Genomic DNA, 13,773 nt, shown 5'->3' on the forward strand with positions numbered 1-13,773 from the left:
CGCTGGGTCAGCCGGGCAGCTGGGCGAGCCGGTTCAGGCGGCGGAACTCTCCCGCGTCCCCGCGCCGGCGCCGGAACCGCTGCGACGAGCCTCGCGTTCCTGGGCACGCTGCAGCGCGCGCTTGCGCTGCTCCCGGGCATCCTCTTCGAGCATCGCAGCCCGGTCCTCGTCGCGCGTGAGGTTGTCGCCCGTCTCGGGGTCGAACACGTGCAACGAATCGGGCGAGAACCACAGCGTCGCCGGGTCGCCGGCACGGATGTTGCTGAGCGAGTCGAGTGCCACGACGAGTTCGGTCCGCAGCCCTTCGCCGTCGAGATCACGATCGAGCTCGGTGAGCTTCTTGTGCACCGACTCCTCGACCTCGAACGGGATGTAGGCGTACAGCACCTCGCCGAGCCACTCGGTCATCTCGACGTCGACCTCGGCCCGGACGCCCCCGTCGAGCGGACGGTCGGACGTCTCGGCATCCTCGAACGCGTCGGGACGCACGCCCACGATGACGAGCTCGCGGTCTCCGATCGCGCGGCGCAGGCGGTCATCGAGAGGAACGTCGAACATCGGCAGCTTGAGGGTGTCGCCCTCGACCGTGCCGTGCAGGAAGTTCATCGGCGGCGACCCGATGAAGCCGGCGACGAAGAGGTTCACCGGCTGCTCGTACAGGCCGCGCGGGCTGGCCACCTGCTGCAGCTCGCCTCGGCGCAGCACCGCGACGCGATCGCCGAGGGTCATGGCCTCGGTCTGATCATGGGTGACGTAGACCGTCGTCGTGCCGAGCGACCGCTGCAGCCGGGCGATCTCGGTGCGCATCTGGCCCCGCAGTTTCGCGTCCAGGTTCGACAGCGGCTCGTCGAAGAGGAACGCGCGAGCGTTCCGCACGATCGCGCGCCCCATCGCGACACGCTGCCGCTGGCCGCCCGAAAGGTTCGCCGGCTTGCGCTCGAGGTGCTCGTCGAGCTCGAGCAGGCTCGAGGCCCGGCGTACGCGCTCGTCGATCTCGTTCTCGGGCACATTGCTCGACTTCAGTCGCATCGGGAAGGCGATGTTCTCGTAGACGGTAAGGTGCGGGTACAGCGCGTAGTTCTGGAACACCATCGCGAGATCGCGGTCCTTCGGCGCCTTGTCGTTCACGACGTCGCCGTCGATGAGCATCTCGCCGCTCGTGATGTCCTCGAGGCCCACGATCATCCGCAGCAGCGTCGACTTGCCGCATCCGGACGGCCCGACGAGGATCACGAACTCGCCGTCGGCGATGTCGAGGTCGACGCCCTTCACCGCCGTGAAGCCGTCGTCGTACGTCTTCACGATGTTCCTCAGCGTGATGGAGGCCATGACGTTCCCTTCGAAGTGAGCGTGGCAACGGCGCGGATGCGGGAGGTCATCCCTTCACCGCGCCCTGCGTGAGGCCGGACACGATCCGGCGCTGGAAGATGACGACGACCACGACGATCGGGATCGTCACGATGATGGCGGCGGCCGAGATCGCGCCCGTGGGCTGTTCGAACTGCGACGCGCCCGTGAAGAACGACAGAGCCGCGGGCACGGGGCGCGCCGCACTCGTCGAGGTGAGCGAGATGCCGTAGACGAAGTCGTTCCAGGCGATGAAGAACGCGATGATCGCCGTCGTGAACACGCCGGGAGCCGCCAGCGGCACGACCGTCTTGCGGAACGCCTCGAACGGCGTCGCACCGTCGACCTGCGCCGCCTGCTCGAGCTCCCACGGGATCTGGCGGAAGAACGCCGCGAGCGTCCAGATCGCGATCGGCAGCGTCAGCGACAGATACGGGATGATGAGGCCGAGCCACGTGTCGTAGAGCCCGATCACCCGCCACAGATTGAACAGCGGGGTCACGATCGAGACGATCGGGAAGACCGACACCGCGAGCGCGGTCACGAGGATGATGCGCTTGCCGCGGAACTCCAGCCGCGCGATCGCGTAGGCGCAGAGCGTCGCGAGCACGACGGCGACGAAGGTCGCGATGAGCGAGATGCCGACCGAGTTGCGCAGCGCCGGCAGGAACAGGTCTTGAGCACCGCCGCCGGGGGCGAGGATCTCGGTGTAGTTCTCGAGGGTCCATTCCTGCGGAAGCAGGGTCCCCGAGAACAGACCCGACGGCGTTTTGAACGACGTCATGAGAATCGAGAACACGGGGAACAGCGACCACACGAGCACGGCGATGATGATCGCTGCCCATCCGATCCGCTGCGGCCAGGTGAGGGTGCGCATCAGGAGTCCCGTCCCGTCGCCAGGTCGACTTTGAATCCCTTGATGAAGATCGCCGCGATGATCAGGACGCTGAGGAACAGCAGCACCGAGATCGCCGACCCGAGACCGATCTCGAGGCGCCCGATCGAGGTGTTGTACGCCAGCAACGACAGCGCCTCGGTATCGTTCGCGCCGCCGGTCATGATGTAGATGTTGTCGAAGATGCGGAACGCTTCGAGCGTGCGGAAGAGCACCGCCACCATGATGGCGGCCTTCATGTTCGGCAGGATGACGCGACGCATGACCTCCCACCCCGTGGCCCCGTCGACCTTCGCGGCCTCTTCGAGCTCGCCCGGGACCTGTGCGAGGCCCGACAGCAGCAGCAGCGAGATGAACGGCGTCGTCTTCCACACCTCCGAGAAGATGATCACGACGAGCGACGTGCCCTGCTCGGCGAACCAGTTGAGTTCGGGATCGAACCCCGGGATCCAGCTCAGCCAGTTGTTGACGTAGCCGCCCGAGTTGATGTCGAACGCGTAGAACCAGGCGAAGGCGGCGACGACCGTGATGATGCCGTAGGGCACGAGGATGGCGGTGCGCGCGAGACCGCGCAGCTTCTTGATCGCCCGGTGCATCACGAGCGCGAGGAGGAAGCCGAGGATGAGCTCGAGCAGCACGGTGACGACCGTGATGAAGAGCGTCACCCCCATCGACCGCCAGAACGCGGGGTCGCTGAGGACGACCCGGTAGTTCTCGAACAGGACGAACGACCGCTCGTCGGGGGCCGTGAGCCGCAGGCTGAACAGCGAGTCGAAGAGCGCTTGGCCGATCGGATACATCGTGACCAGCAGCATGATGACGAATGCCGGACCAGCCAGCATCCAGCCCAGTCGTCCCTCGGCGCGCGCTCGCGCGGAGCGGCGGGGCCGCGGCACCGGGGCCTCGCGCGTGCTCACAGCAGACGCTCCCCTCGCAGGACGGCGAGGATGAACTCGCTCGACGTTCGCGGGGTCGTCTCGGGGTCGACGGCGGCCGGCGGGTGCCAGGTGCGCTGGAGCCCGATGGAGATCTCGTTGTAGTACGGCGTCTGCGGTCTCGGCACGCCCAGGTCGAGCGATTCGCGGATGGTGTCGGCCATCGGGAACTCCTCCTGCACGCGAGGATCGTCGTAGGCGGCGGCGTTGGACGGCGGGTTGCCGTCCGTGACGAAGTACTCCGACTGGTTCTCGGGCTGGACGATGCACTCGATGGCCTGCCAGGCGAGGTCGGGGTTCTTGCTGAAGGCGCCGACGCCGAGGTTGATGCCGCCCACGGGAGGTGCAGCCGGCGTGTCGGCATCGACGCGCGGGTACACGGCCCAACCCAGGTCATCGGCGATGGCGGGGTCGGCGCCGGTCATCGCCGGCCAGACGAACGGCCAGTTGACCATGAACGACCCCTGCTCACCCTGGAACAGGTTCATGCTCGCGTTCTCGTCGGCGGTCGGGAGCCCTGAGCCGCCGAGCCCCTCGGCTCCGATGCGGTGGATGATGTCCGCGGCGGCGCGGCCGGCGTCGCTGTCGAGCCCCAGCTCGAGCTCGTCGGCCGGGGCCTCGGGGTTCTTCAGGATCTCGCCGCCGGCCGACGCGACGAGAGCGTTGATCCACACGGTGAGCGACTCGGCCAGCGCGCCCTGAACACCCAGCCGCAGATCCTGCTCCTCGGCGACGGCGATGATGTCGTCCCACGTGACCGGCTGCGACATGTCGAGACCGGCCGCGTCGACCACCGACTGCCGATACCAGAGCAGCTGCGTGTTGGCCCAGAACGGAACGGTCACCAGCTCGCCACCCCAGCTCGCGGAGTCGATGGCTCCCTGGACGATGCCGTCGGTGTTCTGGAGCTCCTCGGGAACGTCGTCGAGGAACCCGGGCTCGGCGAGCTCCGGGATGAACGGCGGATCGAGGCTCATGATGTCGAGCGAGGCGTCGCCCGCAGCGAGGCGGCGAGCCAGCTGCTCACGCTGCGACGCGGCGTCGCGCGGCAGCAGCGACGTCTCGATGCGATAGGCACCGTCCGCGGCATCCGTGCAGGCTGCGGCGATGCGCGCCTGCCCACCGTCGTCGGGGTTGATGTACCAGGTGAGCGTAGGCACACCGTCATCGGGGGCGCAGGCGCCGAGCGTCGCAGCGAGTGCGACCACCGATGCGGCTGCCAGGACCCGGGTCGTGCGCATCGGGCCTCCTCGTTCCGTATCGTCGCGTCCCGGCGCGCTCACGGCATCGGGCGTTCCCCCATCATGGCGTCGGAGGAATGCTGCGACCACGGGTTGCCCAACCCGATGCGCTGTAGTACATCGGGCGGTCCGGCCAAGCGATCAGGCCTCGGCGACCGGGCTCTCGATCTCGGCCGGATCGTCGCCATCGAAGGCACGCGACTTCGTCTCGAGGAAGGCGCAGAGCGTCGAGACCATCGCGAGCTCGGTCGACAGGGCGAGGGCGCCGCCCGCGCCGAGGCGCAGCTCGGTCTCGCGCGCCTCGAACGTGATGCGCCACGTGTTGCCGCCGGGAACGTCGGGTTCGATGTAGGTGACGGTCTGCGCGTTCATCATGTTGATCGCGACGAGTCCGGTGTCACGACCGAGGCTGCCGTCCTGCGGGATCACCTTCACAGCGAGCGAGTACCCGAACCGCTGGAACTCCTCGATCCACGCGTCGAGAGTCTGCTTGCTCCGAAAAGTCATCGCCCTGTCCTCACTCGCCACGCGAGATGGAGACCATCTCGTCGCGGTCGACGACCTTCACCCGCGCGCGCTCGGCGGGCGCCCCGAGCGCGATCTCGTGCTCGTCGAGCCGGTGCCAGCCGTCGAGGTCGGTCCACGGCACACCGCGCTCGGTCAGCAGGTCGAGCACCCCCTGTTCGGAGGGATCGGCCGGCTGCCACCATGAGCCCTGGTCGTTGATGACGTGGCGGACGGTCTCCATGGCGTCGGACTTCGTATGACCGATGAGTCCCACGGGCCCACGCTTGATCCAACCCGTGGCGTAGACGCCGGGCACGCGCTCGTTCGAGTCCTCGTGGAGCACCTGTCCCTCGTGGTTCGGGATGACGCCGTGCGTGGCGTCGAAGGGTACGCCCGGCAGCGGCGAACCGAAGTAGCCCACCGCGCGGTAGAGGCCCTGGAGCGCGACCTCGCGCAGCTCACCGGTGCCTTCGACCCCGCCCTGCCCGTCGGGGCGTGTCCGCTCGTAGACGAGGGCGGCCACGCGGCCGGCGGCATCCTTCTTGACCTCGACGGGCTTGGCGTAGAAGTGCAGGTGCAGGCGACGCGAGGCCTCTCCCCCGGTGCCGTTGACGCTCGGGCGCTGCCGCCACGACTGCAGCACCCGGTCGATGACCATCACCTGCTTGTTCGATGCGATCGCCGCCTTCGACGCCTCGTCGTAGTCGAAGTCCTCGTCGTAGACGACGAGGTCGACGTCGCGCAGGTCGCCGAGCTCACGCAGCTCGAGCGGGGTGAACTTCACCTGGGCGGGTCCGCGGCGTCCGAAGATGTGGACGTCGGTCACGGCCGACGAACGGAGCCCCTGATAGACGTTGTCGGGAATCTCGGTGACGAGGAGGTCGTCGGCGTGCTTGGCGAGCACGCGAGCGACGTCGAGCGCGACGTTGCCGTTGCCGATGACGCCGACGGAGGCGGCATCCAACGGCCACTCGCGCGGGAAGTCGGGGTGGCCGTCGTACCAGCTGACGAAGTCGGCGGCGCCGTATGAGCCGTCGGCGTCGATGCCGGGGATGTCGAGCGCGGCGTCGCGGACGGCCCCGGTGGCGAAGATGACCGCGTTGTAGTGGTGCTTGAGGTCGTCGAGCGTGATGTCCTCGCCGAAGCGCACGTTGCCGAACAGACGGATGTCGCCGCTGTCGATCACGTCGCGGAGTGCGTTGATGATGCCCTTGATGCGCGGGTGGTCGGGCGCCACGCCGTAACGGACGAGCCCGTAGGGCGCAGGCAGGTGGTCGAACAGGTCGATCGAGACGTCGAACTTGCGCTCGGCCTTCAGCAGCAGATCCGCGGCGTAGATGCCGGCGGGCCCGGCTCCGACGATGGCCAGCCTCAGCTTGGTCATGGATGTTCCTCGTTCCTGGTCGCACCCGGGCGCGGGCGCAGCGGGGGTCTGTGTCAGCTGGCGCGGTCGACGACGACCTCGGCGAACCGGGTCAGTGCGTCGCGCACGGCGCCGGAGGGCAGCGGCGCGAGAGCCGCGACGGCGTCATCGGCCCATTTCTCGGCGAGCCGCCGTGTCTGCGCCGTCACATCGTGGTCGCGCAGACGGGCGAGCGGCTCGTCGAGGATCGCGGGATCCGCACCCTCTGCGATCTCGGTGACACCGCGGTCGATCGTGGCGGCGAGCTCGCGGGAGGCGTCGTCGCCGGCGCGGGTCAGCAGCAGATAGGGCATCGTCGGCACCCCGGCGCGCAGGTCGGTTCCCGGTACCTTGCCGGTCGCCTCGGGGTCGGCCGAGAGGTCGATGACGTCATCGAGCAATTGGAAGGCGACGCCGGCCTTCTCGCCGAACGCGAGCAGCGGCTCGGCGAGCTCTTCGGGTCCGCCCGAGAAGAGCACGCCCACCTGGGCCGCAGCGGCGATGAGCGAGCCGGTCTTGTCGGCGAGCACCTGGATGTAGAACTCGACAGGGTCGTCGTCGGGCTGTGCGCCGATGGTCTCGTGCATCTGTCCGAGCACCAGACGCTCGAAGGTATCGGCCTGCACGCGGATCGCTCGCTCGCCGATGCGCGCCATCAGCTGGCTCGCCCGCGAGAAGAGGAGGTCACCGGTGAGGATCGCGACGTTGTTCCCCCACACCTCATGCGCGCTGGGGACGCCGCGCCGCTTGTCGGCACCGTCCATGACGTCGTCGTGGTAGAGCGAACCGAGGTGCGTCAGCTCGAGCGCGGCGGCGCCGGCGATGACGTCCTCGGTCGCACCGTTGCCGAGCTGAGCGGTCAGCAGCGCCAGCATGGGCCGCAGCCGCTTGCCGCCGGCTTCGTAGAGGTAGCGCGTCTTGGCGTCGACCAGCGCGTCGCTGACGGTGAGCTCATCGCCGAGGCGTGTCTCGACGCGCTCGAGCCCGGCTTCGACGGTCGCGAGCAGCTTGCGGGTGCGGGGTCCGGCGAAGATGCGCTCGGTCATCCCGAGGTGCTTCGCCAGCCGCGGCGCGGATGGGCTCGATGTCACGGCTCCAGCCTACCGGCCGGGCGACGACGCCGATCCGCGCCGGCCGGTTCAGACGGCGGGCTTGACAGCGCGGTGCAGCGCGACGATGCCGAACGACAGATCGCGGTGCGCGACCTCGTCCCAGCCGGCCTCGCGGATCCATCCGGCGAGGGTGCGCTGGTCGGGCCAGTCGCGGATCGACTCGTTGAGGTAGTCGTACGCCTCGGCGTTGGAGCTCACCAGACGCGCCACCCGAGGCAGGACCCGGTCGTTGTAGAACCGGTAGAGCCCGGCGAAGGCGCGGGACGGCGGCTGCGAGAACTCGCTGATGAGCAGGCGGCCACCGGGCTTGGTGACGCGCAGCATCTCGGCGAGCGCCTTCTTCGGCTCGTTGACGTTGCGGAGGCCGAACGAGATGGTGACGACGTCGAACTCGGCATCCTCGAAGGGCAGGTTCGTGGCATCCGCTTCGACGAACGACAGATTCGGGATGCCGCCGCCCGGCGCCTGCGCACCGTACCGGCGGACGCCCTCGGCGATCATGCCCGGTGAGAAGTCTGCAGCGACGACCCCGGCGCCGCTGCGGGCGAGCGAGACCGAGCTCGCCCCCGTTCCTGCGGCGAGGTCGAGGATGCGCTCCCCCGGCTTCGGGTCGATCGCGCGCGTGGCCGCGATGCGCCAGAGGCGGTCCTGGCCGAGGCTGAGGACGTCGTTGGTGCGGTCGTAGGCGCCGGCCACCTGGTCGAACATGCCGCTCACGCGCGACGGGTCCTTGCCGAGGTCGGCGCGGTTGGGCTCGCTGGTCACGGTTCGAGTCTAGGTGCGGCGGTGCCCCGCGAGCCCCGCTCCGCGAGGTCCCACTTCGGCCGGGTATGAGCCGGTGTTTCCCGGCCGAAGTGGGACCTCGCGGGGGTGAGACGGTGGTGAGACGGGGGTGAGACGGGGGGGAGACGGGGGTCAGGGGGCGGGGAGGGAGGCCAGGATGCCGAGCCAGTGGGCGGCGGTGGCTTCGTCGAAGGGCGGACGGTGCGCGGTGACGGCGGCCTCGAGATCGACCGCGAGGGCCTCGAGGTCGGCGACGATCTCGAGCGGGTAGCCGTAGGCGACACGGTGCTCGTCCCACTCGTCGCGGTCGTCGATCCAGATGCCGCGGGTGGCGGAGTCGACGACATCCAGGTCCATGTCGATCGCGGTGGGCTCGCCGCCCTCGTCCCACCGGGCGTCCCAGGCGATGTCGATGTAGACGCGGGTCGGATGCGGCGGGGCGTTCATCGTGAGGACCCATTCACCGACGGGCGGAAGGAGCATGACACCGGGATGCGTCGCGACGAAGTCGCGCCCGGGCCGGCTGCTGCGGTCGCCCGGACGCTGGCCGAACCAGTCGCCGTGCTCGTCGCTGCCGAGGTACGTGCAGGCGTGCACCCAGTGGGTTCCGCCGTTCCACTTGCGCCAGCGGAAGGTCACCGGGGTTCCCGGCTCGGGGCGGAGCATCACGCGCCGAGTCTAGGCTGGTCGGGTGAACGATTCTGCGCCCGCCGCCCGGCTGCGCGTGGTCACTCGCGAGATCGAGGCACCCGACGAGCTGCTGGTCTTCGCCGACCCGCACGACCCGACGGTGTGGTCGCGCCGGGGCGACATCCTCGTGGGGCGCGGCACCGCCGCGGCCTTCGATTCAGCCGAGGCGAACCCCGGTCCCCGCGAGGCCGCCGACTGGTGGCGCCGAACGGTCGCCGTCGCTGAGATCGATGATCCGGTCGGGCTGCCCGGTTCCGGCCTCGTCGCGTTCGGCGCCCTGCCGTTCGATCCTCGTCCCGACGACCGCGCCGACGCGTCGACACCGGGTCTGCACTTCGCCGTGCCCCGGGTCATCGTGGGTCGTCGCGAGTCGCGCGCGTGGGTGACGTCGATCACCGCGGATGGTTCGGATCCCACCGCTGCCCTGCCCGCGACGATCGGCTTCGGCCCGCACTGGTCGGCGACGACCGGTCCCGGCGCGCTGACTCCGGACGGATATCAGGAGATCGTGCGCGCCGGCGTCGACGCGATCACCGGCGGAAACCTGCAGAAGGTCGTCCTCGCCCGCGATCTCGCGGGGACCGTACCCCCGCACGCCGACCTCCGGCGTCTCGTCCGCGCCCTGTCGTCCGCGTATCCCGACACATGGGCGTTCGCCGTCGACGGTCTCATCGGGGCGAGCCCCGAGACCCTCGTCACCGTTTCGGGCGGTACCGTCACCGCGCGCGTGCTCGCGGGAACGATCGCCCGTGGCGCCGACGCCGACGCCGACACGGCGGCATCCCTGTCGCTGGCGACCAGCACGAAGGACCTCGACGAGCACGGATATGCGGTGCGCAGCGTCCTCGACGCGCTCCGTCCGTCGACCTCGTCGCTGGTCGCCGGAGAACAGCCGTTCATGCTCAAGCTGCCGAACGTCTGGCACCTCGCCACCGACGTCGAGGGGGAGCTCGCCGGGGATGCCTCGGCCCTCGACCTCGTCGCAGTGCTGCACCCCACCGCCGCCGTCGCGGGAACGCCGACGCCGACCGCGCTCGACGAGATCCGCCGCCTCGAGCCGTTCAGCCGGGGGCGATATGCCGGACCCGTCGGATGGATCGACGCGCACGGTGACGGCGAGTGGGCCATCGCGTTGCGGTGCGCGCAGTTCCGTCCGGGCGACCGCGCCGACGACGGTGTCTCGATGCCCTTCACCGCGTACGCCGGTGCGGGCATCGTGGGTGCGAGCGACCCGGAGTCGGAGATGCTCGAGACGCGGGTGAAGTTCCGCCCGATCATCGACGCGCTCGCCTGAGCCGCGTGCAGCCTCGTCGGCTCAGCGGGCGAGCGGAACCTCGATGAGCTGACGTCCGCCGACGGGCGAGGTGAGCACCTGATCGAGCGCCGAGCGCGTCGTGACGCGTCGATACTCCCAGCCGTACGCGAGCGCGAGCTGCTCGAGCCGCGCCTCGTGCGGTGTGAAGAGCACCCGGTCCGCGGCTTCCGGCGGTGCGGTGCCGGCGACCTCGAGCCCGTCGAAGATCGTCCCGCCGCCGTCGTTGCCGACGATGACCTGGATCCGAGGCTCATCCTCGGAGCCGGGGAGCAGCAGCGAGCCGACGTCGTGCAGCAGCGACAGGTCGCCCGTGAGCACGCGGGTGACGCCCGCCCGGGCGTCGTCCTGGCTCGCCACAGCGATGCCCATGCCGGTCGCGATGATGCCGTCGATGCCCGCGAGACCACGGTTGGCGTGCACCGGCACCTTCTTGCCGCCGAGCACCGTGTCGGCCACGCGGACGAGCCTCGACGAGGCGAAGAGCAGACGATCGTGCGGCCAGCTCGCACGCCAGACGGCGTCGACGAGCGACTCGCGGTCGAGCGGAGCCTTGAGGACGGCCATCTCGGCCGAGATGGCGCCGAGTCGCTCCTGCGGCACCGCCGATGCGAGCCCGTCGGCATCGGGGGCCGCGGGGCTCAGGTCGACGGCCTCCTCGCGTGACGCCCGCATCCAGGCACCCAGCCAGTCCCGGTCGGTCTCGCCGGTCGCGACCGACACTGCGGAGACCGCGGTCGTCGTGCCGTTGAGGTTGAGATCCTCGCCCGGGCCGCGCACGGCCCAGACCTCGACATCCGTTCGCGAGAGCAGCGCGGCCACTTCACGGCTGAGGGTCGGATGCCCGAACACCACGACCCGTTCGACCTCCGAGGCGAGCTCGGCGCGGGCGAGGACCGCTCGGTACCCGTGCACGAGATGGCGCCCGAAGCGCGCTCCGCTGACGACCTCGGCGATGAGCGGCCAGCCCCCCGCGTGCGCCAGGTCCTCCGCAGCCGGACCGGCGTCGGCGCCCGCGACGACGAGCGTGTTCGGACCGCGGGTGAGTTCCACCGGCTCAAGGGGCGTCGCGGGCTCCGCCTGTCCGATCCCGCCGCCACCCTGATAGTGGGCACCCGAGACGGTCGCGTCGGCCGCCTCGTCGGCGTCGGTGCCCGCGGCAGCCGCGGCGAGCGCCGACGCGGTGTCGGTGTCGGTGTCGGAATCGGTGTCGACCAGCCACGGCGGGAGCGCACCGGACAGCGGGTTGCGGTACGGCAGGTTGAGGTGCACCGGGCCGGCAGGATGCGATCGATCGCCGCGCGTCGCCGCGAGCGCCTCGACGGCGAGCGCAGCGATCTCGGCCGACTGCGCCGCGGTGGGTTCGTCGTCGACGGTCTCCGGTGTCACGGCGTCGACCTCGAGCCGGACGAAACCCGAGAACATCCCCGGCTGCCGCGTGGCCTGATTGGCTCCGATACCTCGCAGTTCGGGCGGCCGGTCGGCGGTCAGCAGCAGCAGCGGAACCCCGGAGTGGTGTGCTTCGAGCACCGCGGGCATCAGGTTGGCCACGGCCGTTCCCGACGTGCACACGACAGCTGCCGGCATCCGCGTCTCTCGTCCGATGCCGAGAGCGGTGAACCCGGCGACGCGCTCGTCGATGCGGACGTGCAGACGCACGAGACCCCGCCGCTCCAGTTCCGCCGCCACGAGAGCGAGCGCCTGAGACCGCGATCCCGGGCTCAGGACGATGTGCCGCACTCCCCCGGCGACGAGTGCGCCCAGAAGCGCCGCTGCGGCGTCGGTCGCGGGCGCCCGGTCCGGCGGCGTGGGAGCGTGTCGGGCTCCGCCCATGTCAGGCCCGCGGGCCGCGTGAACCGGCCGGTCCCTCAGCATCGTCGTCGCTCTGCGACGACCGAGTCGGTGGGGTGTCACGCGGGTCGTCGGCCTCGGCGTCGAGTGCCGCGAGCTCCTCCTCGAGACGGCGGATGCGCTCGTCCTGGTCGCGCGTCGATCCGAGGCTCCCGAGGAAGTCGGGGTCGTCGTCCGGCGCGCGGCGGGCAGGAGCGCTCGCACGACGGCGGGCTCGTCCCACGACGAACCAGAGGATGCCGCCCAGCACGGGCAGCAGGACCACGATGAGGATCCAGACCGGTTTGCTGACGCCGCGGTGACGCGTGGCGTCCTGCAGGGCGCAATCGACGATGCTGTACACCCAGAAGGCGAGTGCCAGCAGCACACCGATGAGCAGGAGCCGCGCCATCCTCCCATCCTAGGCGTCCGACAGGCCACTCGGCCCGGACGTAGAATGGCCGGATGAATGCCCGCTCGGCCGTCGTCTACTCGGTGCTGCGGCTCCTCGCCTTCCTGATCCCGTTCGGCATCATGATGCTGTTCCCGATCATGCGCGAGTACTACTGGCTCTCGGCGATCTTCGCCGCCCTCATCGGCTTGAGCCTGTCGATGATCTTCCTGCGGCGACCGCTCGACGACGTCGCCTCGGGCCTCGCGGAACGGCGCACGCGTCGCTCCGGCGCCCAGGCCGACGCCGACGCCGAAGACGCCGCGTCCTGACGCGGGCTCGCGCCGAGGTCAGCCGACGAAGGCCCAGAGCAGGAAAGCGCCGTACGCGACCGAGGTCAACGACGTCAGCGCGAGCGCGACGACCAGCTCGCGCGGCTGGCGGTACGTCCACACGATGAGGATCGCCGACAGGGCGGGCAGGAGCGCGAACAGGCTGAGCCAGGCGATCGGGTAGACCAGCGCGAGCAGGACGGCGATCGCGAACGGCGCCAGCACGAACAGGGTGAACACGACGCGTGTCGCCGTCGCCCCGATCAGCACACTGAGGGTGCGCTTGCCCGCGATCCGGTCCTGATCGATGTCGCGGAGATTGTTGGCCAGCAGCACGGCGCACGCGAGCAGACCCGCACCCACCGCGCCGAGCCAGCTCTCCTGCGGCACCGATCCCGCCTGGACGAAGGTGGTGCCCACGGTGGCGACCAGTCCGAAGAAGACGAAGACGAACACTTCGCCCAGACCCGCGTAACCGTACGGACGCTTGCCACCGGTGTAGAACCACGCGGCGACGACGCAGGCCGCCCCGATCAGCAGCATCCACCAGTGCCCCGTCCGCACGACGATCGCGATGCCGGCGACGGCCGCGAGTCCGAAGAACGCCAGGGCGACGATCAGCACGGTACGGGGGCGCGCGAGCCTGCCCCCGGTCAGGCGGGCAGGGCCGACACGCACGTCGTCGGTGCCGCGGATGCCGTCGCTGTAGTCATTGGCGTAGTTGACGCCGATCTGCAGCGCGACGGCGACGACGAGGCAGCACAGCGCGATGACCCAATGCAGTTGCCGGTCGACGAGCATCGCCGCTCCGGTGCCGATGAGGACCGGGGTGATCGCGAGCGGCAGCGTGCGCAGGCGCGCCGCACCGAACCAGTCGCGAGCCGTGGCCTTGCGCGGCGGCGGAGCCGAGACGAGGCCGCGCTTGGCGGGGTTGCCGCCGCGCTGCGCGGGACGGGACGACTTCGGGGAGCGAGACGAACGAGCCACGAGGGATCA

14 protein-coding genes are annotated in these 13,773 nt (G+C 70.1%); 2 read left to right on the forward strand and 12 right to left on the reverse strand.

Going from position 1 to position 13,773, the window contains the following annotated elements; genetic code table 11:
* Nucleotides 1–33: 33 nt before the first annotated feature.
* From ACU6RU_RS01420 to ACU6RU_RS01460, 9 genes are all read right to left on the reverse strand, one after another.
* The gene (locus ACU6RU_RS01420) at nucleotides 34–1,329 is read right to left on the reverse strand and encodes an ABC transporter ATP-binding protein (RefSeq protein ID WP_446725713.1); all 1,296 of its coding nucleotides are present in this window, start codon (nucleotides 1,327–1,329) and stop codon (nucleotides 34–36) included.
* A gap of 46 nt (nucleotides 1,330–1,375) precedes the next feature.
* Entirely contained in the window at nucleotides 1,376–2,224 is an 849-nt protein-coding gene (locus tag ACU6RU_RS01425) for a carbohydrate ABC transporter permease (RefSeq protein ID WP_094262209.1), read from the reverse strand.
* Entirely contained in the window at nucleotides 2,224–3,159 is a 936-nt protein-coding gene (locus tag ACU6RU_RS01430; RefSeq protein WP_120263305.1) for a carbohydrate ABC transporter permease, read from the reverse strand. The genes ACU6RU_RS01425 and ACU6RU_RS01430 overlap by 1 nt, the downstream gene beginning before the upstream one ends.
* Complete coding sequence (locus tag ACU6RU_RS01435) at nucleotides 3,156–4,418, reverse strand: extracellular solute-binding protein (RefSeq protein ID WP_446725714.1); 1,263 nt, start codon at nucleotides 4,416–4,418, stop codon at nucleotides 3,156–3,158. Before ACU6RU_RS01435 ends, ACU6RU_RS01430 begins: the two co-directional genes overlap by 4 nt.
* Before the next feature lie 141 nt (nucleotides 4,419–4,559).
* Nucleotides 4,560–4,925, reverse strand: coding sequence for a hypothetical protein (locus ACU6RU_RS01440; protein ID WP_120263307.1), 366 nt, complete (start codon nucleotides 4,923–4,925; stop codon nucleotides 4,560–4,562).
* A 10-nt stretch (nucleotides 4,926–4,935) separates the two neighbouring features.
* Entirely contained in the window at nucleotides 4,936–6,309 is a 1,374-nt protein-coding gene (locus ACU6RU_RS01445) for an FAD-dependent oxidoreductase (RefSeq protein WP_446725715.1), read from the reverse strand.
* 53 nt (nucleotides 6,310–6,362) lie between these two features.
* Complete coding sequence (locus ACU6RU_RS01450; protein ID WP_120263309.1) at nucleotides 6,363–7,373, reverse strand: polyprenyl synthetase family protein; 1,011 nt, start codon at nucleotides 7,371–7,373, stop codon at nucleotides 6,363–6,365.
* A gap of 93 nt (nucleotides 7,374–7,466) precedes the next feature.
* Nucleotides 7,467–8,204 carry a bifunctional demethylmenaquinone methyltransferase/2-methoxy-6-polyprenyl-1,4-benzoquinol methylase UbiE gene (gene ubiE / locus ACU6RU_RS01455; protein WP_446725716.1) on the reverse strand — a complete coding sequence of 246 codons (738 nt, stop codon included), beginning with the start codon at nucleotides 8,202–8,204 and terminating at the stop codon, nucleotides 7,467–7,469.
* A gap of 150 nt (nucleotides 8,205–8,354) precedes the next feature.
* Entirely contained in the window at nucleotides 8,355–8,888 is a 534-nt protein-coding gene (locus ACU6RU_RS01460; RefSeq protein ID WP_310790737.1) for a DUF402 domain-containing protein, read from the reverse strand.
* Between the two features lie 25 nt (nucleotides 8,889–8,913).
* Here ACU6RU_RS01460 and ACU6RU_RS01465 point away from each other — a divergent pair, with 25 nt between their 5' ends.
* Nucleotides 8,914–10,206, forward strand: coding sequence for an isochorismate synthase (locus ACU6RU_RS01465; RefSeq protein WP_446725717.1), 1,293 nt, complete (start codon nucleotides 8,914–8,916; stop codon nucleotides 10,204–10,206).
* Between the two features lie 21 nt (nucleotides 10,207–10,227).
* Here ACU6RU_RS01465 and menD read toward each other — a convergent pair whose 3' ends face one another.
* Both menD and ACU6RU_RS01475 read right to left on the reverse strand, forming a co-directional pair.
* Complete coding sequence (gene menD / locus ACU6RU_RS01470) at nucleotides 10,228–12,057, reverse strand: 2-succinyl-5-enolpyruvyl-6-hydroxy-3-cyclohexene-1-carboxylic-acid synthase (RefSeq protein WP_446725718.1); 1,830 nt, start codon at nucleotides 12,055–12,057, stop codon at nucleotides 10,228–10,230.
* Between the two features lies 1 nt (nucleotide 12,058).
* Nucleotides 12,059–12,466 carry a PLD nuclease N-terminal domain-containing protein gene (locus ACU6RU_RS01475; RefSeq protein ID WP_120263314.1) on the reverse strand — a complete coding sequence of 136 codons (408 nt, stop codon included), beginning with the start codon at nucleotides 12,464–12,466 and terminating at the stop codon, nucleotides 12,059–12,061.
* A gap of 53 nt (nucleotides 12,467–12,519) precedes the next feature.
* On the opposite strand from ACU6RU_RS01475, the gene ACU6RU_RS01480 reads away from it, so the two are divergent.
* A complete protein-coding gene (locus ACU6RU_RS01480; RefSeq protein WP_120263315.1) occupies nucleotides 12,520–12,777 on the forward strand; it encodes a DUF4229 domain-containing protein in 258 nt (85 codons plus the stop codon).
* 18 nt (nucleotides 12,778–12,795) lie between these two features.
* On the opposite strand, the gene ACU6RU_RS01485 is transcribed toward ACU6RU_RS01480, so the two are convergent.
* Nucleotides 12,796–13,764 (reverse strand): 1,4-dihydroxy-2-naphthoate polyprenyltransferase, encoded by a 969-nt coding sequence (locus ACU6RU_RS01485; protein WP_446725719.1) that lies wholly within the window; start codon nucleotides 13,762–13,764, stop codon nucleotides 12,796–12,798.
* Nucleotides 13,765–13,773: the final 9 nt, after the last annotated feature.

It is taken from the genome of Microbacterium sp. F1-18, from assembly GCF_052921305.1.